At 51.2% G+C, this 21,743-nt stretch carries 19 protein-coding genes and 1 other RNA gene; 8 read left to right on the top strand and 12 right to left on the bottom strand.

What is annotated here, in order from left to right:
- Positions 1 to 1,268, top strand: a 1,268-nt coding sequence (locus DZC79_RS02725) for a PKD domain-containing protein (RefSeq protein WP_118949989.1), incomplete at its 5' end; no start/stop codon positions are given.
- A gap of 375 nt (positions 1,269 to 1,643) precedes the next feature.
- On the opposite strand, the gene DZC79_RS02715 is transcribed toward DZC79_RS02725, so the two are convergent.
- The 9 genes from DZC79_RS02715 to porK form a co-directional block, all read right to left on the bottom strand.
- Complete coding sequence (locus tag DZC79_RS02715; RefSeq protein ID WP_118949987.1) at positions 1,644 to 2,417, bottom strand: ABC transporter ATP-binding protein; 774 nt, start codon at positions 2,415 to 2,417, stop codon at positions 1,644 to 1,646.
- Positions 2,418 to 2,540: 123 nt separating this feature from the next.
- A complete protein-coding gene (gene fsa / locus DZC79_RS02710; protein WP_118949986.1) occupies positions 2,541 to 3,191 on the bottom strand; it encodes a fructose-6-phosphate aldolase in 651 nt (216 codons plus the stop codon).
- Between the two features lie 62 nt (positions 3,192 to 3,253).
- Positions 3,254 to 3,352: signal recognition particle sRNA small type (gene ffs, locus DZC79_RS02705), an RNA gene on the bottom strand.
- An 85-nt stretch (positions 3,353 to 3,437) separates the two neighbouring features.
- The gene (locus tag DZC79_RS02700) at positions 3,438 to 4,313 is read right to left on the bottom strand and encodes a transglutaminase-like domain-containing protein (protein ID WP_118949985.1); all 876 of its coding nucleotides are present in this window, start codon (positions 4,311 to 4,313) and stop codon (positions 3,438 to 3,440) included.
- A gap of 138 nt (positions 4,314 to 4,451) precedes the next feature.
- Positions 4,452 to 6,152 carry a M20/M25/M40 family metallo-hydrolase gene (locus tag DZC79_RS02695; protein WP_118949984.1) on the bottom strand — a complete coding sequence of 567 codons (1,701 nt, stop codon included), beginning with the start codon at positions 6,150 to 6,152 and terminating at the stop codon, positions 4,452 to 4,454.
- A gap of 153 nt (positions 6,153 to 6,305) precedes the next feature.
- Positions 6,306 to 7,205 (bottom strand): type IX secretion system ring subunit PorN/GldN, encoded by a 900-nt coding sequence (porN, locus tag DZC79_RS02690; protein ID WP_118949983.1) that lies wholly within the window; start codon positions 7,203 to 7,205, stop codon positions 6,306 to 6,308.
- Positions 7,206 to 7,226: 21 nt separating this feature from the next.
- Positions 7,227 to 8,771 carry a type IX secretion system motor protein PorM/GldM gene (porM, locus tag DZC79_RS02685; RefSeq protein WP_118949982.1) on the bottom strand — a complete coding sequence of 515 codons (1,545 nt, stop codon included), beginning with the start codon at positions 8,769 to 8,771 and terminating at the stop codon, positions 7,227 to 7,229.
- A gap of 100 nt (positions 8,772 to 8,871) precedes the next feature.
- Positions 8,872 to 9,714, bottom strand: a complete 843-nt coding sequence (gene porL / locus DZC79_RS02680) for a type IX secretion system motor protein PorL/GldL (protein WP_118949981.1) — start codon at positions 9,712 to 9,714, stop codon at positions 8,872 to 8,874.
- A 73-nt stretch (positions 9,715 to 9,787) separates the two neighbouring features.
- Positions 9,788 to 11,068 carry a T9SS ring complex lipoprotein PorK/GldK gene (porK, locus tag DZC79_RS02675; RefSeq protein ID WP_118950027.1) on the bottom strand — a complete coding sequence of 427 codons (1,281 nt, stop codon included), beginning with the start codon at positions 11,066 to 11,068 and terminating at the stop codon, positions 9,788 to 9,790.
- A gap of 98 nt (positions 11,069 to 11,166) precedes the next feature.
- Here porK and DZC79_RS02670 point away from each other — a divergent pair, with 98 nt between their 5' ends.
- Positions 11,167 to 11,448, top strand: a complete 282-nt coding sequence (locus tag DZC79_RS02670) for a hypothetical protein (protein ID WP_118949980.1) — start codon at positions 11,167 to 11,169, stop codon at positions 11,446 to 11,448.
- Positions 11,449 to 11,592: 144 nt separating this feature from the next.
- Here the strand turns inward: DZC79_RS02670 and DZC79_RS02665 are convergent, their stop codons facing one another.
- Genes DZC79_RS02665 through DZC79_RS02655 form a run of 3 tightly spaced genes read right to left on the bottom strand, consistent with a single transcriptional unit; the run spans position 11,593 to position 14,999 of the window.
- A complete protein-coding gene (locus DZC79_RS02665; protein ID WP_118949979.1) occupies positions 11,593 to 13,656 on the bottom strand; it encodes a thioredoxin domain-containing protein in 2,064 nt (687 codons plus the stop codon).
- A 21-nt stretch (positions 13,657 to 13,677) separates the two neighbouring features.
- A complete protein-coding gene (locus DZC79_RS02660) occupies positions 13,678 to 14,403 on the bottom strand; it encodes an alpha/beta fold hydrolase (protein WP_118949978.1) in 726 nt (241 codons plus the stop codon).
- A gap of 11 nt (positions 14,404 to 14,414) precedes the next feature.
- Entirely contained in the window at positions 14,415 to 14,999 is a 585-nt protein-coding gene (locus tag DZC79_RS02655) for a hypothetical protein (RefSeq protein ID WP_157976867.1), read from the bottom strand.
- Positions 15,000 to 15,098: 99 nt separating this feature from the next.
- Here DZC79_RS02655 and DZC79_RS02650 point away from each other — a divergent pair, with 99 nt between their 5' ends.
- From DZC79_RS02650 to DZC79_RS02625, 6 genes are all read left to right on the top strand, one after another.
- Positions 15,099 to 17,336 (top strand): TonB-dependent receptor, encoded by a 2,238-nt coding sequence (locus DZC79_RS02650; protein WP_118949976.1) that lies wholly within the window; start codon positions 15,099 to 15,101, stop codon positions 17,334 to 17,336.
- Between the two features lie 68 nt (positions 17,337 to 17,404).
- Positions 17,405 to 17,899, top strand: coding sequence for a thioredoxin family protein (locus DZC79_RS02645; RefSeq protein WP_118949975.1), 495 nt, complete (start codon positions 17,405 to 17,407; stop codon positions 17,897 to 17,899).
- Between the two features lie 290 nt (positions 17,900 to 18,189).
- A complete protein-coding gene (gene rlmB, locus DZC79_RS02640) occupies positions 18,190 to 18,930 on the top strand; it encodes a 23S rRNA (guanosine(2251)-2'-O)-methyltransferase RlmB (protein WP_232831740.1) in 741 nt (246 codons plus the stop codon).
- 121 nt (positions 18,931 to 19,051) lie between these two features.
- Positions 19,052 to 19,954 (top strand): DUF4249 domain-containing protein, encoded by a 903-nt coding sequence (locus DZC79_RS02635; RefSeq protein ID WP_118949973.1) that lies wholly within the window; start codon positions 19,052 to 19,054, stop codon positions 19,952 to 19,954.
- A 95-nt stretch (positions 19,955 to 20,049) separates the two neighbouring features.
- The gene (trxB, locus tag DZC79_RS02630) at positions 20,050 to 21,021 is read left to right on the top strand and encodes a thioredoxin-disulfide reductase (protein WP_118949972.1); all 972 of its coding nucleotides are present in this window, start codon (positions 20,050 to 20,052) and stop codon (positions 21,019 to 21,021) included.
- Between the two features lie 172 nt (positions 21,022 to 21,193).
- The gene (locus tag DZC79_RS02625) at positions 21,194 to 21,685 is read left to right on the top strand and encodes a methylated-DNA--[protein]-cysteine S-methyltransferase (protein WP_118949971.1); all 492 of its coding nucleotides are present in this window, start codon (positions 21,194 to 21,196) and stop codon (positions 21,683 to 21,685) included.
- The last annotated feature ends 58 nt before the right edge of the window (positions 21,686 to 21,743 follow it).

Raw genomic sequence — 21,743 nt, 5'->3', positions numbered from 1 at the left:
ACAACTGGATCGATTCACTGAACAACAACGTGGTATGCTCCGATTCCCTCGGCCATGTCGTGGTGATCAGCGGTGGCGGCAGCAACCTCTGCGATTCGCTGCACGCCGACTTTACCCACACTGTTACCGGCAATACGGCGCATTTTACCAACACCTCCAATACCGTAAACACCATCACACCCTATGCCGCCAGCTGGTCCTTCGGCGATGGCAGCAGCACTACGCAATATAATCCCTCGCACACCTACGCAGGCCCCGGCACTTACACCGTAACCCTGGCTATGGTATGGGTGGACTCCTTTACTATGGCGCAGTTCTGCATCGATTCCATCAGCCATAATGTGGTGATCGGCAGCAACCCGGCGAACAATGAGATATCCGGCAATATCTATCTCGATTCGTTCAATGCCCCCAACCCTACCGATTCTCTCAAAGTATGGCTGATCCTGCATGACAGCACGACCAATACCCTGACTGCGGTAGATTCACTTTTCCTCAGCGCCTTCAACCCGCATTACGGCTTTCATAATGCACCTGCAGGCACCTACTATGTGAAAGCTAATGTTCTGGGTCAGACTCCGGGTACTACCGGCTATATTCCCACCTACCATTTTTCCAGTCCTTATTGGGGTGGCGCTACGCCCATTTTCCACAGCGGCGGCGCCAGCTTGCACAAACATATCATGATGCTGACCGGCACAGTAACCTCCGGCCCCGGCTTCATCGGCGGCAATATCAGTATGGGTGCGGGTAAAGGCACGGCAACCGGTGTTCCCGACCTGCTGGTGCTGTTGCGTAACAGTAGCAACGAAGTGATTACTTCTACCTACACCGATGCCAATGGCGACTACGCCTTCAGCAATGTGCCCGAAGGCAGCTATAATGTGTATCCCGAAGAGATGAATTACAGAACGACCCCTTCTTCAAGCATTACCCTGGCTTCCGGAAGCTACAGCAGCAACGGCAACAACTTCCAGCAGACCGAAGATGAGATCGTTCCGACGCAGGTGCTCGGTATTACCCGCCTGAGCAAGGAAGACGGCATTACCGTTTACCCCAACCCTGTAGCGCAAACCTTGTACCTGGAAAGCAGAAACGGCAGGTTCAGCGAGCTGGCCCTCGTCAATGTGCTGGGACAGGTAGTGCACCAGCAGCCGATCCGCTCCGGTACCAATAAAATAGAGACCGGCCGCCTGACAGCAGGCATCTATTACCTGCTCATCAAGGGCAGCGAAGGAACCCGTTCTGTGCAGATCAGTAAGAAGTAATTGTGTTTTGTTTGCTTTCTGCAAAGGAGCTGTCTGTTGAGGCAGCTCCTTTTTTTCTTTATGCAAAAGTGGCAATCACCGCGGCAGGCAGGTATTGACTGCTGCCGGAAATGTCTTTACAAGAGGCGCCGACAACGAGGGGCATCGGTTTGCTTCAGGCTGCCTCTGTTACCGGCGCGCCTTCTATCTGTTCGTAAGCCACAAAAAATGATTATGGATGCGGATAAACTTACCAAAAGAGAATTGCTCCTTCAGGTTCTGAAGGCGATATAAACGGTGGTCTTCTTTTCCTGGTAGTGGATCACCGCCCGCTTTTATGCCCACAGCCTCCCCTGAAATGCTGTGCCAGGAACCAATAGAATCACAGCTTATTCCCTATTTATTCTCCATCTCTTCCATCCGCTTGGCTTTGGCATCGCGGAGGAATTCGGAAGCGAAGATGAAGTCGTTCAGCAGCTTGTCCTTGCTGAAAATAATATCCTTGTTGGAGCCTTCCCACTGTTTCTTGCCCTGGTGCATGTACACAATATGGTCGCCGCTTTCCATTACCGTATTCATATCGTGGGTATTGATCACTGTGGTAATGTTGTATTCCTTGGTGAGCTCGCTGATGAGCTGATCGATCACCATGGAGGTTTGCGGATCCAGGCCCGAGTTGGGCTCATCGCAGAAAAGATATTTGGGATTCAGCACTAAAGCGCGGGCCAGGGCGACACGCTTTTTCATACCCCCGCTGATCTCGGCCGGAAATTTTCTATTGGCATCTTTAAGGTTCACCCGGTCGAGCACTTCCTGCACCCGCTGCATCTTCTCCCGGTACCGCTGGTTGGTGAACATATCCAGGGGAAACATAACGTTGTCCTGCACGGTCTTACTGTCGAACAGCGCCGAGCCCTGGAACAACATTCCTATCTGCTGACGGATCTCTTTCTTTTCTTTTTCCTCGATCTGCGTAATATCCCGCCCTTCATACAGTATCTGTCCCGAATCGGGCCTGAAGAGACCGATCATGCACTTCATCAGAACGGTCTTACCGCTGCCGCTGGTACCGATGATCAGGTTGGTCTTTCCCGCTTCCATCACGAAATTGACATCCTGCAATACCTTCTTATCTCCAAAGCTCTTCTGTACGTTTTTTACTTCGATCATATACGATAGATTGTTCCGGATCTGTAGCGTCTAAAAAAAAGCGTATCCCATGCATGAGGGATACGCAAATGTAATTGAAATAACGTTGAAAATAGAATATTGTTTGCCCTAACAGCTTGCTGCTTAAAGGTTCTTGGCATCTTCCAGGAACTTCGCCAGCCCGATGTCGGTAAGGGGATGGTTCAGCAAGCCGAGGATGGAGCTGAGGGGGCAGGTGCAGATATCGGCGCCGGCTTCAGCACATTTCACAATGTGTAAAGGAGAACGGATAGAAGCGGCCAGCACTTCGGTCATGAAGCCCTGTGCATTGTATACGTTCACGATCTGCTCGATCAGCTGTACGCCATCCCAGTTGGCATCGTCGATACGGCCAATGAAGGGCGAAACCATTGTAGCGCCAGCCTTGGCAGCCAGTATCGCCTGACCGGCAGAGAATACCAGGGTACAGTTGGTCTTAATATCGTTATCAGAAAAGTATTTGATCGCCTTTACGCCTTCTTTGATCATAGGCACTTTCACTACGATATTCTCGTGCAGGGCCGCCAGCTTCATGCCTTCATCCACAATGCCTTTGAAATCGGTCGCGATCACTTCCGCGCTTACCGGACCATCCACGATGCTGCAGATATCCCTGTAATGTTGCATAACGGCATCCTGGCCTTTGATTCCCTCCTTCGCCATCAGGGAAGGATTGGTCGTTACGCCGTCCAGTATTCCCAGGTCGTGCGCTTCTTTGATCTGGGCGAGATTAGCGGTATCGATAAAGAATTTCATATGTCGGATCGGTTAATTAACAGGGAAGGACAGATCAATAATACTCAGGATCTTAAATAAAAAAATGGCAAGTTACTTATATCGCACCGCTCAACCATCTATCCTTGCTGCATTCCTGCCCTGGGGAGGTTCAACAGGAGCTGGTCGTATAAGACTTGCCGGCGCAAAGATACGCCCGTTTTACCGAATTATGAAATTTTTCTACCGAAAAAGAAAAATGAATTTCCGCAGATGGGAAAAGGAGCGTTAATCCTTGCGCAGCACGGTGATCAGCTGGTGCATCTCCTGCGACTTATCTTCTTCATTGGCATAGTCGTAGGTCAGCGCCATTTCTTCCAGCATCCGTATGATCACTTCTTTATTGCTCAGGGGCCGGAAAAAATGTTCTTCATGTCCCGCGCCTATTTTCTTCAGGTATACTTCTACATCATTCTGCGTATAGACCATACCATTGACGGGGTCGATATAGAACTGGATGGTTTGCACCGGCTCCGTATCGGGCGTCATAAAATGATATTGTGTATCGAAATAGGCGATCACAAACTGCCGGGGAAGCCCTACGGCGAAGATGGGAATATCCAGCAACTCGCAGAGCGACAGGTAGATCACACCAATGGAAAAAGCATTACCCTGCTTGTTCTCCATGGTGGCGTTGATATAGAATAGCGCCGGATCCCTTTCCGTGATCTCCTTACCCTGTAGCTTGTAATAGTTGTACAGGATACTATTGACCACATTGATCTGCTCCAGCGGCGTAAGATAGTAGTTGAGCTCGAGCCAGATATTGCGGCGCATCTGGTCCAGCTGCTTCATCAGCTGCTGGGTATTGAGCTCGGGATAGCGGTATTTGGCCACCAGCATAGCTCCTTTGAACAGCGAAGGCGCCGGCTCACGGGCCCAGGAGGCAAATTCGTGCTGCAGGTCGGTAAACAGCGCCCTGTGGATCAGGTTTTCGATCCGGTACTGCACGCCTTCGTCCTCGGTCGTTTCCCATAGCTGCTCCAGGTTGGGGATGATCTCCTTTCCGTAGCGAAGCAATTGGCTGGCTACGGTATCAAACACTTCTCTATCCGGATCATCTACCAGGTGCAGCAGCGCCTGTATCTCTCTATTCAATTGCATATCGTCAAAAAAACACGCTATTTCGTATTGCTAAAATAAGTTAAAACCCTTGAAACGCCATATTTTTTACCCCCCTCGACGGGGATAGCAGAAGCCACCCTCCGGGTGTCGGAGGGTGGCTCAGGATGGAATCGTTGATCAGAATACAAGGGGGAATTCCTGTACGGTCGGCCCCCGTTTTACTTTAATGGTTGTTTTATCCCCGGGATTGAAGCTGCCCAGGGCTTCCATGTAGGACTGCATGCCATTGATCTTAATAGCGCCCATTTGCAGCACGATATCGCCCTGCTTCAGACCTGCTTTGGCTGCGGGCTTTCCATCGATCACACCATCGATGCGCACACCGCCTTCCTGGTAGCTGTAGTCGGGCATAATGCCCAGCGTTACTTTGAAGCTGGTCCGGGTCATTGCCGTGTTACGCGTGGTGGTGAACAAAGGTGAAGGCTGCTTTTCCATTGCGGTAGTGATACCGAATACATAGTTCACGATATCCTTAGTCCCTACGAAATTGATCTTTGCCGCATCGTCCGAAGGCTTGTGGTAATCGCTATGGGTACCGGTAAAGAAGAACAGAACGGGTATGCTATCATTGTAAAAAGAGGTATGATCGGAGGGACCGATGCCCGAGCTGTCTTTGACAATTTTGAAATTGCTCCCGATCGAAGCCACCACGCCGGGCCATACGGGTGAAGTGCCCATACCGCCTATGGTCAGCTTACGGTCAGGGCTCAGCCGGCCTACCATATCCATATTGATCATATAGGCTGCCTTCTTCCGGTTAAAGTCCTTATCGTTCACAAAGGCTTTTGAGCCCAGCAGGCCCAGCTCTTCGGCCGAAAAGGCGATAAAGAGATAGTTGTATTTCTTCATCGTCGCCGATTGCCTGATCTTCGCTGCAACAGCCAGCAAAGCGCCTACGCCGCTGGCATTATCATCAGCGCCATTGTGCACCGCTTTTACGCCGTCGGCGGCACGGGAGCTGCCATCTTCGCCATAGCCCAGGTGATCGTAATGTGCTCCGATAATCACTGTCTGCGCCGCGTTGTTGTTGATATAGCCTACAATATTGGTTCCAGTACGGTACTCCTTTCTGAAGGTAACGTTCATCATTACCGGCTGCATCACCTTCATCTCTTTAATGTACTGGTCATAGACCTTTTTGCCCAGCACCATTACCGGAATGTCCAGGCTTTCATAATCCGATCTTTTGGGGAAAGCAGGAAAGTATTTGCTGCCATATTTGTCATAGAACAGTACGGATGTGGCCCCTCTTTCTGCCGCCTTACGCGCACGGTCGAAGGTCTGCTTTTCCCAGTCGAAATGCGCGTTGTTCGCATCCGCTTCCGATTCGTAGAGGGAAATAAGCCAGGGGCTGTTGGCTTCCATGCTTTCAGGCAATACATAATTCTCATCCTTCGCTGCCGCTGAAAAGGGCGCAGGGAAAGCATCTTCCGGCACAGAAATGTATTTGTTGCTGATGGAGAAACGCAGCTCAGGCGTTAGCTCCTCGCCCCATTCAAACCTGAAGGGGCGGCGGTAGTTTTGCCCGTAAGGCAGCAGCCCTATCTGCCCCATACGCTTTTCAATATACATACCGGCCAGCGCTTCTCCTTTGGTACCCGTACGCCGGCCTTCGAGCTGATCCGACGCCAGGTAATTGATATCTGCGCGCAGCTGCTGTATGACCGCCTCGGCATTCTCGTCCGGCACCTGCTGCTTTTCTTCCTTCTTATCTTTATCGGGTAAGATCTTTTTCCATATCTGGGCTCCGGCCAATTGGGCCGTGGTCACCCAGGATAGCACCATCAGGAACCGGGAGACTGCAACAACTCTTCTCATTAACGCTGGATTGATTAAATGGACTGTCCCGGCGGCCGGGATAAATGATGTGCAAACTTACTCAATTGACAGTCAATTTTTGTTTGCAAAATGTAAAAACTAATACATAAAAAAGCCGGGACAAGATCCCGGCTTTTCCTTAAAAAATCTGGCTTAGCGTTGCCACATATCGTCTTCTTTTTCGCGCAATACTTCGATCGCTTTTTCGCCTTCTTCAAGGCCCCGCAGATCGCCGCTGAATTTGGCGCCACGGGCGTTGTTGGCGGAAGTTTTGATCACATAGCTGGCAAAGTAGCGGCCATCGAAGAAATCGGCCCAGGACATGCGGTGCAGGTCGTTTTGGGGATTGTACACTTCGTAATTAGCCAGCAGCTTGCGCAGATCGGGATAATACAGCCAGAACATAAGCATAGATCCGCGGAATACACCATCGTCTGTCCTGTCGATCATAGGCGCAATGCCGATGATGCGTACCACCATACGGCCGGTATTGCGATCAAAAATCCAGTCTTCCTTCAGCTGGTATTTTGTTACAGCGCTGATGTCAAACTCACGGCGTGTTTTCACCCAGGTTTCTTCCTGTGTGATAGGATCTACAACCAAAGCAGAATCTTCCGTTCCGGAGATCGATTTATCAAAAGCGTCCATATCCAGGGGTGTCGTAAAGCGATCATCCATCACACCATAGGCCGATATCTTACCTTTCTTCACAGCATCAATCAGAATTTCGACGAAAGAACCACCACCCGAATATTCATCCCCTTCATAAACAAAGGCCTGGTTTTGTTTCTGGCGGACATCGATCTGGCGCCATACCCGACGCTTCCATGCCGCATCGATCTCACGGATATCCGAAAAGCCTAAGGACTTGTTCAGGTGCGGCACTTTATCAATGATCCCATCCTTTACCAGGGACGGCTTCCAGCTAGCGTTTACCGCTTCGGCAGAGGCCTGGGGCTGTGACGGATCGGTTACCGACGGATTTTGTGCAAAAGCCGCACTGCCCAAAGAAAGGATCCCTAAAGTCAAACCAATTTTATTCAGGATGTTCATGTTCCCTAAATTTATAAATAATTAATACAGAGTTATTGTTACAGAGTTGATGGTTTGTATCCTGCCATCAGGGCCTTTAGCCTTTACGTTTTCAAAAATCCAGCGATCACCAGGTTTGGAACGATCCAAATAGGCTTTTACTCCCGCTGTAAACCTCGCCCCACCGTTTTCCACCTCAGCATATTCGCCATTCTTCGGAACATATCCGAAGCGGAAACTTAATACTTCAAACTTGGTATCAAAATCGAAATTATCCAGCTTGGCAATCACCCCCTGCTGCACTTTGGCCTTAGCAGCTTCCATACGGCCGGTAGCAATACCGCCTACAGTTGCAGTAGGTGCGGGGATGTATTTAACACGGATCTTTCCTGTACTGATATTGCCGCCGGTGCTGCCACCACGTCCTGTTGCAGAAATCGACCAGTCGAAGGTACCCTGCTTATTAACACGCACATTGTACTTTCCTTTGCCGGCACTGGCTTTTTCAGCCCAAGGCATATTGAGGGTAACATCTTCAATGTTATAACCGGAAGCGGACAAGGTTACCGGGTTATCCACACCGATATACATAACATTCATCTTATCCAGCTGCAGGGAAGCGCCGGCAGAACCTACCGTGTATTCAAACTTATAAGGATATGATTCTTTCTCACCGTTAGTTTCGATAGTGATCACACCGTTTACCGTTTTGGGACCAGCACCAGAAGCCTTGATTTTCAAAGTACCCACACCATCCTTAACCTGAACGGGGCCTGCTGAAGAAGACATTCCGGGATTGACAGATTTATTGTAAGCTGCCAATACGATTTGAGTGTTGATCTCCTGTCCTTCCAGCGCATAAGTCGTGCTTGGTGTGGCAATAGCCACCAGCGCATCAAACTTCTTATCCTTAAGGTAAACCTGGGAAGCCAGGTAGTCCAGCACCATAGACTCAGCATTCTTCACATCATTCTGGAACTTGGAGAACATTGCCACAGAAGCCACTACAGGTATGTTATGGAAAGTACCATAAGTCCAGTCGCCATTCGGGTTATCTTCTGTTCTAGGCAGATCCTTGATCTGGATGGGAATCTGCTTTGCCAGCCTGTCCTTGTCTGCAGGATTGTCTACACGCTGCAATACAAATTGACCGAATTCAGTAAGACGTTTTTTGATTTCATCCCCTTTTTTTTGCTCTACAAGCAGCATTGTGGGAGTATTGATGTCTTCCGGGCTTTTGATTTCTTTTACTCCGTTCACGATATCCCACCCACCTGATTTAGCAATGATATCCTCTTTCCAGGTATCCAGGAATTTATACAGCTCTTCCGACTTCGCTTTGATCTCTTTCGCCTTATCGTTATATGGTTTCACTTTTGCACGATCGGCCGTAGCTTCGGCATCATCAAAAGACTTATAGAAGGCGTTATTCTTGTCGATAATTGTGCCGTTGGATTTTTCGATACTCCCATTGATCGTCATAAAGGCCGTAAGGACCTCCTTGGTAATATTTAAGGCAAGCATGGCTGTCAACACCAAATACATCAGGTTGATCATCAACTGCCGGGGATCTTTAGGTAAAGCCATCCTTTAACTTTTTCTATTGTTTTAAAAACTTTTTTACAGGAAGCCCTGCCGGTATTTCCGGTTAGGCTCCGATTTTAACAGGTTAACAATACATCCCGGCTTAGCGGCCTTGCATAGCGCTCAGCATATTGCCGTAGATGTTATTCAGCTGTGCCAGGTTCTTGGACAAGGTAGCGATCTGCTCTTTGGCAGCTACAGCATCGGAAGCGCTGGATGCCATGGCATCGGAAGCGTTTACCAAGTTGCTGTAGAATTTGTTCATCGCCTTCAGATGGTTGTTGGCATCCTGAAGCTCTACCTCGTAGATCTGGTTCAGCGAACCCAGGTTTTTAGACAATACTTGCACTTGCTGATGGAACTGAGCAGTGCTGTCGGCAGCATTGTTAAAGGATTGCAGTGTAGTCGTAGCGCCGATGAAGGTATTCTTCATTTGTCCGAGAGCGTCGGCAGCCTCGCGGGCGCTTTGAGAGTAAGTACCGGTAGCAGCAGTTACATCAGTGATGTCTTTCATCTGCTCTACGGTTTGTCCGAAACGCTGGAAATTCTCATTCAGGCGTTTCAGGTTAGGCGCGTTGATGTTGGCTTCGTCCAGCAGCTTATCCAGTGATGCAGTCGCATTGCTGCCGCCACCGGCCGCCTCACCCAACGCAGATACCGGGGGCTTGAACTTCATGCCTTTTTTGTATGCTTCAACATGGGGATTCTCATCCAGGTTGGGATAGTAACGCTCCCAGTAGTAATCTTTATGCGGAGGCAGGATACCCAGCAAACAGAAGATGAATGCTTCAGTACACATACCCACAGTAAGCATCAGGCTTGCACCTTCCCAGTGCTGGATTTTAAAAAGCGCACCCAGAAGTACTACGCCAGCCCCTACACCGATGATCAGATTCTTAATGTATTTACCTTGCTTGGTTTCAAAAAACAAAGATATTGAGCCCATTTCTTTTTAATTTGCTTTTTTACGATTGAAATTAGATGATGATAAAATAAAATCCACGCCGCAACACGCCCACTTATCTGGAAGCTCTGCCGGAGTTGTTGGTAATACCTCCGTACACTTGCTCATATACACAACGGAAACCGATATACGCTTTGGCGGTATCCGCAAATTCATAGTCACGATAGCTTACATTCAGGTAGGGAGCGGGGTCTCTCCAGCTGCCGCCTTTAACCACAATCCTGCGCTGCCAGGCGGGATCTGTCTCGCTGAGGCGGGCCCTGATATCTGGGTTCATGTCAGACAGCATATTTACATTGTAGGCATCCCTTACATAGATAGAACGTGTCCACTCGGCAACATTGCCAGACATGTTGTACAGACCGTAGTCATTAGGCCAGTAAGCATTGGCCCGTACCGTATACAGACCACCATCGGCAGAGTAATCGCCGCGGTTTGGCTTAAAGTTGGCCAGGTAGCAACCTTTCTGGTTCATGGTATAAGGGCCGCCCCAGGGATAAGGAGACAACTGACGACCGCCACGTGCAGCCCATTCCCACTGGCTTTCAGTAGGCAGCTGGAATTCACCTTCAAAGTAAAGCTTGCGCTTCTCACGCTCACCTTTCCATAGCAGGGTCCTCCAGTTACAGAAGGCGCCGGCCTGTATCCAGTTCACACCCACCACAGGGTATTCGTCGAATGCAGGGAACCAGTTGTACTGACGCGTGATCGGTTCATTATTGGAATATGCAAACTGCTTCATCCAAACCGTGGTATCAGGATAAACTTTAACTGATTTCTTGATGTCAAAGCTGGTGCGCGGCTGACCAGGATTCATAATAGAACCTTCCAGATCAAATTTGCGGCTTACGTATTCCAGCTTGGAAACGTCCAGCTCTTTTTTACCGGTACCGGTCTGGGTGGCATCAATGTACATACCCATCAACTGATCCTGTACATCGGGATCACTCCATTTCAGCCGGTTAGCCCAGTCGATGGTCTGTGTGCCATCATCGTTATCTTTAAAATCTCCCAGTATTGTATGTGCGATCGAGTCGCGAACCCAGTTGGTAAACTGACGGTATTCTGCATTCGTGATCTCGGTAGCGTCCATGTAAAAGCCGGTCATATTGAACGTACGGACCGGCGCATCCATGGAATTCTGAATATCCTGATCGCTATAGCCTGATTTCAGTACACCTGCTTCTACGAAAACCATACCAACCGGTGCAGGGGCTTTATAATTCATTCGGTTAGAATAGTCGCCCACTAACTGACCTTGCGATGTAGGCTGTCCGCAACTGGCTGCGAACATAGCCATAGCCACTGTGGCAATACTCAGGGAGAGTTGTTTCATCTGTGTGTTTTTTGTCATTGTTATTGCTCCATACATTTCGGTTTCCGATTTGCCCTGCTGTATATAAAAGCAATCATTGCCGTGTTTAAAGTAGTTGTATGATCTTATCAGCTATTGATAAAGAAATACTGGTCAATTTTGCCCGAAAGATAATCAAAGTTTTGAAAAATAAACTTCTGAATGAAAAAAAGGCTTTTTCGTTCTTTACCTTCCGGCGGTCTTTTTGTTTGGTGTGGAATAGTCCTGGTTACCCTTCTGCTGCTTTGCCCTTCCACAATATATTTCCCCTGTTTCCGTTCCTTTACAAAACACTGCCCTGCCCGCTTTTATCTGCTACAGGGTTTTCTGCAACGGGTCACAATATTCAAATAAATTTTTGAAAATGCAACAATACAGTTAATTTTTTTTTCCCCCGCCCACACACTTATGTTGAAACGGAGGGCTAAATAAAGAATTTTTTTTTTTCAAAACAACTGTTTGAAACATATTTTGCCGGAAAGCAGCAGAATACCGGTACAGCCATTTCAGTCGGCGCGTTGTTTGCTTAGCAGGTCTTCCGCAGCGTCTATCGAAGTAACCGGCGGCAGGCAGCTCATTCCCGAACACAAGTAAAAGTATTCGGAACCCGGCCGGTATTTACCCTGCGCTGCCGGCAGCACCGGCTTTTCCCCGCTTACTGCGATCGCCGATACCTCGGGATGGAACCGCCGGTTCCATTGCTCCAGCGCCGGTTGCGCCGAGGCTCCGGCGATCACCAGCTGCTTGAGGCCAGCCTGGTATCGCTGCAGAAAAATAGCCCAGCAGGCAAAGGACCCCGGGTAGCGCATTACGGTCTGCTTCATGGCCTGCAGCATGGCTTCGCTGCGCGCGATCCAGCGCCCTTCTTCGTACAGGCTACCCATCAGCCACAGGTTCTCCATCATTACCGCATTCGCCGATGGCGTCGCACCATCATATAGCTCTGTTTTCCGTACCGGGATATCATCCTGGAGCGAAGAGGAGAAGTAATAAAAACGATTGTCCTCCTGCAGGAAATGCCTGTCGGTGTACCGCATCAGCCGCGCCGCCGTTTCCAGCCATTGTTCGCCGCCGCCGGCAGTAGCCAGCCGGCAAAGCGCTTTGACCAGGTAAGCATAATCGTCGAGCTTACCGGGAATACGGACAAGCCCCTCCTTGTACACATGCATCAGGCTATCATCAGCCTGCAGGAAGCATTGCAGCATCCAGCGCATATGATTCCGGGCATCCTCAAGATAGCCCGGTTCGTCCAGGGCAATGAAAGCCTCTACCAGCGCTATGTTCATCAACGCATTCCAGGACAACAGCTGCTTATCATCGGTCCCCGGCCGTATGCGGCCGCTCCTGGCAGCAAACAATTGTTCTTTGGCTTCACGGAGCAGCCGCTCCCAATCGGCAGCATCCAGGGAGAAAGCATCTCTGATCGCGGCTTCCGGAACGGCCCGGTGCAGGATATTGGTTCCCTCCCAGTTTCCGGCTTCCGTCACATCGAAGTATTGCTGTACGGCTGGATGAATATCGGCCGCCGCTGCCCTCCACTCCGCCATTGTCCAGGTATAAAATTTCCCTTCCTCTCCTTCCGAGTCGGCATCCAGCGCACACCAGAAGCCGCCGGTTACCATAAAGCCCAGCTCGCGGCGGCAGAAGGCAATGGTTTCCCTGATCACTTCCTTGTATTCCGCCCTCCCGGTGAGCCGGCAGGCAGTGGATAGCACTTCGACCAGAAGCGCATTATCATAAAGCATTTTTTCAAAGTGCGGCACCAGCCATTCCCTGTCCGTCGCATAGCGGGCGAAGCCGCCACCGAGCTGGTCATAGATACCGCCGCCGATCATTTTATCCAGGCTCAGCAAGGCCTGTTGCCAGGCGGCCTGCGCCCTTTCGGGTTGCCGGTCACGATGGTAGTGCTGGTATTCCAGCAGGTACCGGATCGATCCGGTGGCCGGGAATTTAGGCGCGGGACCGAATCCGCCTTCTTCCGTATCGGCCTGCTGCAGCAGGTTGGCGGCAATGGTATCGACTACAGACAAGCTGATCGCTTCGTCATGCCCGGTTGCAGCAGCAACCAGGGAAGCTTGCTTCAGGTGCTCCAGCATTTGTTCCGACTGCAGCCTGATCTCTTCCGGCTTTTCGTGCCAGGCCCGGTGCAGGGCTTCCAGCAGCTGTCGCCAGGAGCTGCGTCCATAACGGTTTTCGGGCGGGAAATAAGTCCCGCCATAAAAAGGTTTCCGGTCTGGCGTAACAAACATATTCAGCGGCCAGCCCCCCGATCCGGTCATGGCTTGTAGCGCATCCATGTACAAGTGGTCCACATCAGGATGCTCCTCGCGGTCTACTTTGATATTGATGAAATGCTCGTTCATGAATGCCGCTACTGCCGGATCTTCGAAGCTTTCATGCTCCATAACGTGGCACCAGTGACATGCCGAATAGCCGATGCTCACCAGCACCGGCTTATGTTCCTGCCTGGCCCGTTCAAAAGCCTCGTTGCCCCAGGGATACCAATCGACGGGGTTATGGGCGTGTTGTTGCAGGTAAGGGCTGGACTCGTATTGCAAACGATTGGGCATAGCAATATTCAGATAAAAAGGTTAGGATGAAGTATCGAGAAAATCAAGCACGATCCGGCTGATGATATCGGCCCGGTTCAGGATCATGAGATGACCGCCGCCTTCGATGGCATAGTCGGCTTTTACGGCCTTAAAGGGGATGATCTTGTCGGCAGTCCCATGGATATGGATCAGGTGCGGTGGTATGGTCTCATTATCCCAATGTACGATACTATCCATGGCCCAGCGGAAGAAAGATACATCGGTATCTTCCAGTATGGCGCCCAGCAGCTCCTTGTCTGATGCGGTCTCTGCGCCGAAAAGATTGTTGGCGACAAAATTGGGCTGCTGCAGCAGGTATCCCGGAATATACTTGTACAGCTTCCACTTAAAGAAAAAATTGCTGCCGGCCGCCAGGTCGCTGCGGGTCTTGGCAGAAGAGATCAGGACCACTTTCCGCGCCGGCACCTGCTTGGCCACTTCTACCGCGATCATGCCGCCAAAGGAAAGCCCAATCAGCACCGGGTGGGGATCGGCGATCTGGCTCCGCAAACGCGTGGCATAATGAGCCATGCTTTCGTCTTTCTCCGGTCTGATCCATTGGATATGGACCAGGCGATAACCGGGCAGCGCCAGCTGGCTGAAGACCCTGTAATCCGCACCCAGGCCGCTAAAGAGGTAAACCGTCTCCTGCTTCGGCAAGCGGGCCCCGGCCGGCTGCCCGGCCATTAAGGATAAACAAAGCGAAAGCGTGGCAAAGTAATTCATAACATCAGAAATTAACAGGATAACGCAGCGATACAGGCCTCCCTTATCGTCCACAATTCGTCTGCGTGATAAGGCAAAGCAACCTGCTCCAGCCAGCGGCTGAGAAAAGCTTTGTGATAGCTTACCTTGAAATCACCGATCTGTTCCGGATCAATAATACATTCTTCAATCAGCTCCGGTTCGAAATCGGCGGCGGAGGCATTGACCCGCGTAGCATCGCATACCAGGCCGTCAATCCTGAGGTAGTTGTGCGCTTCAGGGATATAAGGAAGACCATAGCGATCCAGCACAGCAGCAATACACGGTGTATTCTCCCGGTTCATCTGGAAGATACCCATGCAGAGCTGTACCTGCTGCTGTCCTTGCTCACGGGCCAGTCGGCGGAGTGCTGCATGCTTGGTGCTGCAGGTGCCCTGCCCTTCTGTGAAGAGCACTATCGGGTTCATCTTGCCGTTATTACGGCAGTAGGGCAGTTGACGCACCCAGATCAGGGCCTGTTCAAAATCGGCAATCTCCTTGAGCCAGAATTGGTCCGACACCGGGCCGCTGCTCCTGATAGGAAAATTAAAGGTCATCTGGAAAATCTTCTCCAACAAAGCTAGCCATTGTGATCCAGGAAAAGAGGGTTTAATTATTTTGAAAAATAATTTTAGATTAATCTAAATTTTATTTTCCTTTGCAAAAAGGAACCAAAAATGATCCGCTTAAATTTTATACTTTCATTACTCTTAATTTCCGGGCTGGTCGCGGCACAATCTTTTTCAGGAAAAGTGGCGGACAGCCGCAGCGGCGAAATATTGCCCGGCGCCACGATACGGATTATGGGAAAAGATCTCGCCACGTTTACCGATGCAGGAGGCCGCTTCAATCTCGCGCTGCCTGATAGCATGACGACAGCATTGGTGATCATTTCCTATACCGGCTATTACAGCGACACGATCACCTTCAAACCGGCCAAAGACCAGACCATACGACTGAAACCGCAGCAGGACCTGGATGAAGTAGTGGTCACCGGTACCTTAAAGCCTGTAAGCCGCGCCGAAAGCCCTATCCCTGTGGAGATCTTTACCCCTAAATTTTTCAAAAAGAATCCCAGCCCTTCTCTTTTCGATGCCGTGGGCATGATCAACGGCGTAAGGCCGCAGCTGAACTGTAACGTGTGCAATACAGGCGATATTCATATCAATGGCATGGAAGGTCCTTATACCCTCGTGCTCATCGACGGGATGCCGATTGTAAGCGCCCTTTCAACCGTGTACGGCCTCAGCGGCATTCCCAACAGCATCGTGGAACGGCTGGAAGTAGTTAAAGGGCCTGCGGCTTCCCTCTATGGCAGCGAGGCCATGGGCGGCATTATTAACGTGATCACCCAATCGCCGCAAAGCGCGCCCCGCCTCAGCGCCGACATTATGGCCACCTCCTGGCAGGAATACAATACCGACCTCTCCTTCAAGGCAAAGCTGGGTAAGGCACAAAGCCTGCTGGGCATCAACTATTACAATTACCAGCAGCCGCAGGATCGTAACCACGACGGTTTCACCGACGTGACCCTGCAAAACAGGATCTCGGTCTTCAATAAATGGGACTTTGCCCGGAAGGACAACCGCGTAGCCAGCATCGCCGCCCGCTATGTGTATGAAGACCGCTGGGGCGGGCAGATGAGCTGGTCACGGCAATGGCGGGGTAGTGACAGCATTTACGGCGAAAGCATTTACACGTCGCGCTGGGAGCTGATCGGCCAGTACCAGCTGCCGGTAAAGGAAAAGATCATGACGCAGTTTTCCGTGATCGGTCACAACCAGGATTCGTATTATGGCACCGTATCTTTTCAGGCCAGCCAGAAAGTGGCTTTCGGCCAGGTTTACTGGGACAAGGAGCTGGGGCGGCACAGCCTGCTGGCCGGGGCTTCCTTCCGCTATACCGACTATAATGATAACACGCCGGGCACGGCTACAGCCTCCGGGGCAGATGCACCTTCCCGTACCCCGCTACCCGGCGCTTTCATCCAGGACGAATGGTCCCTGCATGCCCGGCACAAGCTGCTCCTGGGCTATCGCTTCGATTACGACAAAGTGCATCATGCCATTCATTCGCCCCGCCTGGCTTACAAATGGTCACCCGACAAGCGCAATACGATACGTGCCAGCTTCGGCACCGGCTTCCGTGTCGTGAACCTGTTTACCGAAGATCATGCTGCGCTTACCGGCGCACGTAAGGTGGAAATAGAAGAAGCGCTGAAGCCGGAGCGATCGTTCAACAGTAATCTCAATTATGTGCTGCAGCTCCCGCTGGGCAACAATTTCGTCAATGTCGATGCAACGGCATTCTACAGCTATTTCACCAATAAGATCATCGGCGACTATGACACGGATCCCAATAAGATCCTTTATCGCAACCTTGACGGGCATGCTTTATCGCAGGGCCTATCGCTCAACCTCAGCATGACTTGCAGCATACCGTTGCATGTTATGGTCGGCGCTACCTATATGGATGTGTACCAGGAGAACCTCGATCCGGCCAGTGGTCGCATGGTCAGGAGCAGCCAGCTGTTTGCCCCGAAATGGTCGGGCAACTATGCGATCACCTATACCCTGCCCCGGCGCTGGACCGTAGACCTTACCGGGATGGTGAACGGGCCGATGCGGCTGCCCCTGCAGCACGACGACTACCGTCCCGAATATTCACCGCTGTATTGCCTGGCCAATGTACAAGTAACCAAAAAGATCGGCAGCGGCTTTGAGGTATACGGTGGCTTGAAGAACCTGCTGAACTTTGTACCGAAGGAAACCTTTATGCGCCCTTTCGACCCCTTTGATAAACAGGTCAACGACCCGGTAAGCAATCCCAAGGGCTACACCTTCGATACGGAATACAACTATGCGCCTATCCAGGGCATCAGGGGATTTGCCGGGCTGCGGTACACTTTAAGATAGGCGGAAAGCTATCGCCCTATTGCAAAACATTAACCCTTATCTGAACCCTGCAGCTTTACCTTTGTGTCATGAAAAAATGGATCATAGCGGCACTGCTTTTCCTGGGCGGCTCTTCGCTTTATGCACAGGAATCCAAGGCAGGCGCAGGCTTGTACAACCCTGCTGCCAACGCTAACGCTGATATCAGGCTGGCGGTAAAGCAGGCACAGCAACAGCATAAAAACGTGCTGCTCATGGTAGGCGGCAACTGGTGTATCTGGTGCACCCGGTTCAACCAGACGGTTACCGGCAACGATACGCTCAGCAAGCTGATGAAAGACAACTATGTGCTGGTGCATGTGAATTATGAGAAAAAGAATGCAGAGGATAAGCTCTGGGGCAAGCTTGGCTATCCGCAACGCTTCGGCTTTCCGGTGTTCGTGATCCTTGACGAAAAAGGCAACCGCATCCATACCCAGAACTCGGGTTACCTGGAAGAGGGCAAAGGGCACAGCCCGGCGAAGATCGCGGAGTTCCTGCAGCAATGGTCGCCCGCGGCTGTAGCCGGGCAGACACTGAAATAAAGCGAATGGCTGCCGGCAATTTTTGTGTTAGTGTGTAGTATCGTAGCAGTGCTACGATACTACACACTAACACAAACCACCAAAAACGGTGACCGGACCAGTATCCACGATACAGGGTTTTCGGGTATCCATGAATACAATTCAGCAACCAGTAATCAGGCAGCGGTAATCCTTACCGGCTGCCGCTTTTTTTAAGCTACCTTTGCAGCTGAACCATGGGCGATCCTACAGGCGCCCGGCAAAAATTCACTTCCTTGAACAGACCATCGTTTAAACGCTCCGGCCCGTCCGTGCCCAAGAATCGATTGATCATCGGCCGCAAGCCCTTACTGGAAGCCCTTGAGCAAGGCACCAACCTGGAAAAGGTCTTCCTGCTGCAGACGGCGACGGGAGATGAGATCTCGGCGATCAAAAAGAAAGCCCGCGAGCTGAATATCGCCCTCAGCCTGGTTCCCCTGGAAAAGCTGGGCCGGTTCACTCAAGCCAATCACCAGGGTGTAGTTGCCATTGCCGGCCTCGTTGAATACCAGCCGCTGCAGGAGATCATCAGCCAGGCGGTCGATAAAGGAGAAACGCCGTTGATCGTTTTGCTCGATGGCATTACAGATACCCGCAACCTGGGCGCCATCGCCCGGTCGGCCCATTGCTACAGCGCTCATGCCCTGGTCGTTCCTTCCAGCAACAACGCTGCGATCACGGAAGAAGGGATCAAGGCTTCTGCCGGTGCGTTGGAGCGTATTCCTGTATGTCGTGTCGCCTCCGTGGAGCAAGCCGTTGATATCCTGCACCTGAACGGCATACAGCTGGCGGCGACCAGCTTGCAGGGCAGCACGCTGATACAGGAAGTAGACCTCACCATCCCCCTGGCCATCGTTATGGGTTCGGAAGACAAAGGTGTCAGCGACTTCGTGTTAAAACATGCCGACCATTTGGTACGCATTCCCATGGCCGGTAACTTTGATTCCCTTAATGTATCGGTAGCTACCGGCATCATGCTGTATGAAATGCAGCGGCAGAAGGCTTTAGGTTAAAATATGACAGCGCGTTCCCGTCGAAGATCACCGGCTTACCGGCCAAAGTGTTTCCCCGGGCAATGAAAAAGGCTGCCCTGCGTTTTAACATTTGCCGGAACCGGTCAAACGATGAACATCAATGAAACGCCACTTTCTTTTTCTTCCGGTAATCGCTTGTGTCCTGCTCCTGTTTTCCTGCGAGAAAGAAGTAAAATTCGACCTGGGTCCTTCAGCAGAAAAAGTAGTGGTCGAAGGCACCATCGAAACTGATCTTCCACCCCTTGTGGTCCTGACCAAAAGCTTTGGCTTTTTTGCGCGCATTGATCTCCAGACGCTGAATAACGCTTTCCTGCACGATGCCCGCATTACAGTGTCCGACGGTACACAATCTTTTGTATTAAGAGAGTACCAAATCGACAATAACGGTACGCCGGTCTACTTCTACAGTGTTGATTCTTCTGATATCAATGCCCTGCTGTTCAGGGGCAGAGCGGGAAAAACCTACCGGCTGAAGATCGACTATAACGGTAAGACTTACGAATCGGTAACGAGCATACCCTACCCCAAGGCGCTCGATTCCATATGGGCTGAGGCGCCCAAACCCGGAGAGATACCCGAAAAGTATCCTAATTCGATGCTGCTGTTTGCCCGGTATACCGATCCTGATACCTTGGGCAACCGCATCCGTTATTTTACCAAGGTCAACAGCGGGCCTTTCCTTGCTCCTTACTATTCCGTAAACGACGACGCCATCATCAACGGCAGCAAGATCACGATACAGCTGGCCGCCGGCTTCGACCGCATGGATACGATCGACCGGGAGACCTTCGGTTATTTTTACAAAGGAGATACCGTGGTGCTCAAATGGAGCGCGATCGACAAAGGCGTATTTGATTTCTGGCGCACGCTGGAATTCTCTTATGCGGCTAACGGCAACCCTTTTGCATCGCCTGTCGACATCAGCACCAATATCAGCAACGGCGCCCTGGGCGTGTGGGCGGGCTACGGCAATACTTTCGATACCCTGGTCATCCCTAAATGATCTCTATACAGGCTTTGACGCTGCCTATTTACTCATGAGAGAAAAAACACCTATTTTCGCAGGTATTCCGAAGCAATTCAAAAAAGCATCATAAAATGTCAGAAAGCACAGAAAGAATTCATTGCCTGATTATCGGTTCGGGACCGGCCGGCTATACCGCCGCCATCTATGCGGCGCGCGCCGGTATGAAACCCGTTCTGTATTCAGGATTACAACCCGGTGGTCAGCTGACCATCACGACCGACGTGGAAAACTATCCCGGCTATCCCGAAGGGATCATGGGCCCACAGATGATGAAAGATTTTGAAGCGCAGGCCCGCCGCATGGGTACCGATCTCCGCTGGGGCATGGTATCGAAAGTCGATTTTTCCCAACGCCCGTTCCGTGTAGAAGTAGATGAGGAAAAATGGATCGAAGCGGACTCTGTGATCATTGCTACCGGCGCTTCCGCCAAATGGCTGGGCATCGAGTCGGAGCAACGGCTCAACGGCTATGGCGTTTCTGCCTGCGCGGTGTGCGACGGCTTTTTCTTCAAGGATAAAGAAGTAGCGATCGTGGGCGCCGGCGATACTGCCTGCGAAGAGGCCCTGTACCTGGCCAAGCTTTGCTCCAAAGTACACATGATCGTACGCCGCGGCGAAATGCGCGCCTCCAAGGTAATGCAGGAACGTGTGCTGAAAACCGCCAACATCCAGATCTACTGGAACAGCGAAACCGTAGAGGTGCTGGGCGATAAAAAAGTAGATGGTGTAAAGATCAGGAACAACGAGCGCAACGAAGAAACGATTGTTCCGCTGAGCGCCTTCTTTGTGGCTATCGGTCACCAGCCCAATTCCGACCTGTTCAAAGATTACCTGCAAATGGACGAGCAGGGTTATATCCTGACCACTCCCGGTACATCAAAGACCAATATCGACGGCGTATTTGCCTGTGGCGATGTCCAGGATAAGATCTACCGCCAGGCCGTAACAGCAGCCGGCAGCGGTTGTATGGCTGCGCTGGATGCAGAACGCTACCTTGGCGCCCTGGAACATGAAGCGGCTACGGCAACCCACGCCAATGTCTGATACCGGTACCGTTATTTCATCAGACAAGAGGCTGTCTAAAAAGGAGTAATTTTTGTCCTGTTGCGCGCAGTCGAAATACAACAAAAATTACGTCTCAAGCCTGTTTACATTTCGACTCCGCTCAATGTAACAGGCTTGAGACCTTTTAGGCCAGCCTCTTTTTTTATCTGCTATGTACACTTCTTTTTACCAGTCGCCGCTCGGCCCCGTCAGGATCAGCGCCTCAGAAGCAGGCCTGCTTTCTGTTTCCTTCATCGAAGAAGAGCAGGGTCAGTACCTCGCTGAGCCCGCGGTGGCCAATACCCTCAGCCGTCTTGCCGTGCAACAGCTCGACGAATATTTCAACGGGAAAAGAACGGCATTCGATATCCCGCTCAGCCCTTCTGGGACCAGCTTCCAGGAAGCCGTATGGCGCGAGCTGGTCAAAGTGCCCTTCGGTAAAACGGAAAGCTATGGCTACATCGCCCACCAGCTCAACAATCCGCTGAGCATACGCGCCGTGGGCTCGGCCAACAACAGGAATCCCATTGCCGTCTTTATTCCCTGCCACCGGATCATCGGCGCCGATGGCTCGCTTACCGGCTACGCCGGCGGACTCTGGCGCAAAGAATACCTCCTGAAGCTGGAGCGGGCAGGCCAGCCCGTGCAGGCGACACTTTGGTAGGGTCAACCTTTTTTTATTTCTCCCGTTAAACAACCTCCGGGAAATTAAATTTTCATAT

The sequence above is a fragment of the Taibaiella helva genome, from assembly GCF_003545695.1.
Lineage (GTDB): Bacteria > Bacteroidota > Bacteroidia > Chitinophagales > Chitinophagaceae > Taibaiella > Taibaiella helva.
The sequence above is the reverse complement of the archived record's forward strand: the minus strand, read 5'-3'. Positions and strand labels throughout refer to the sequence as shown.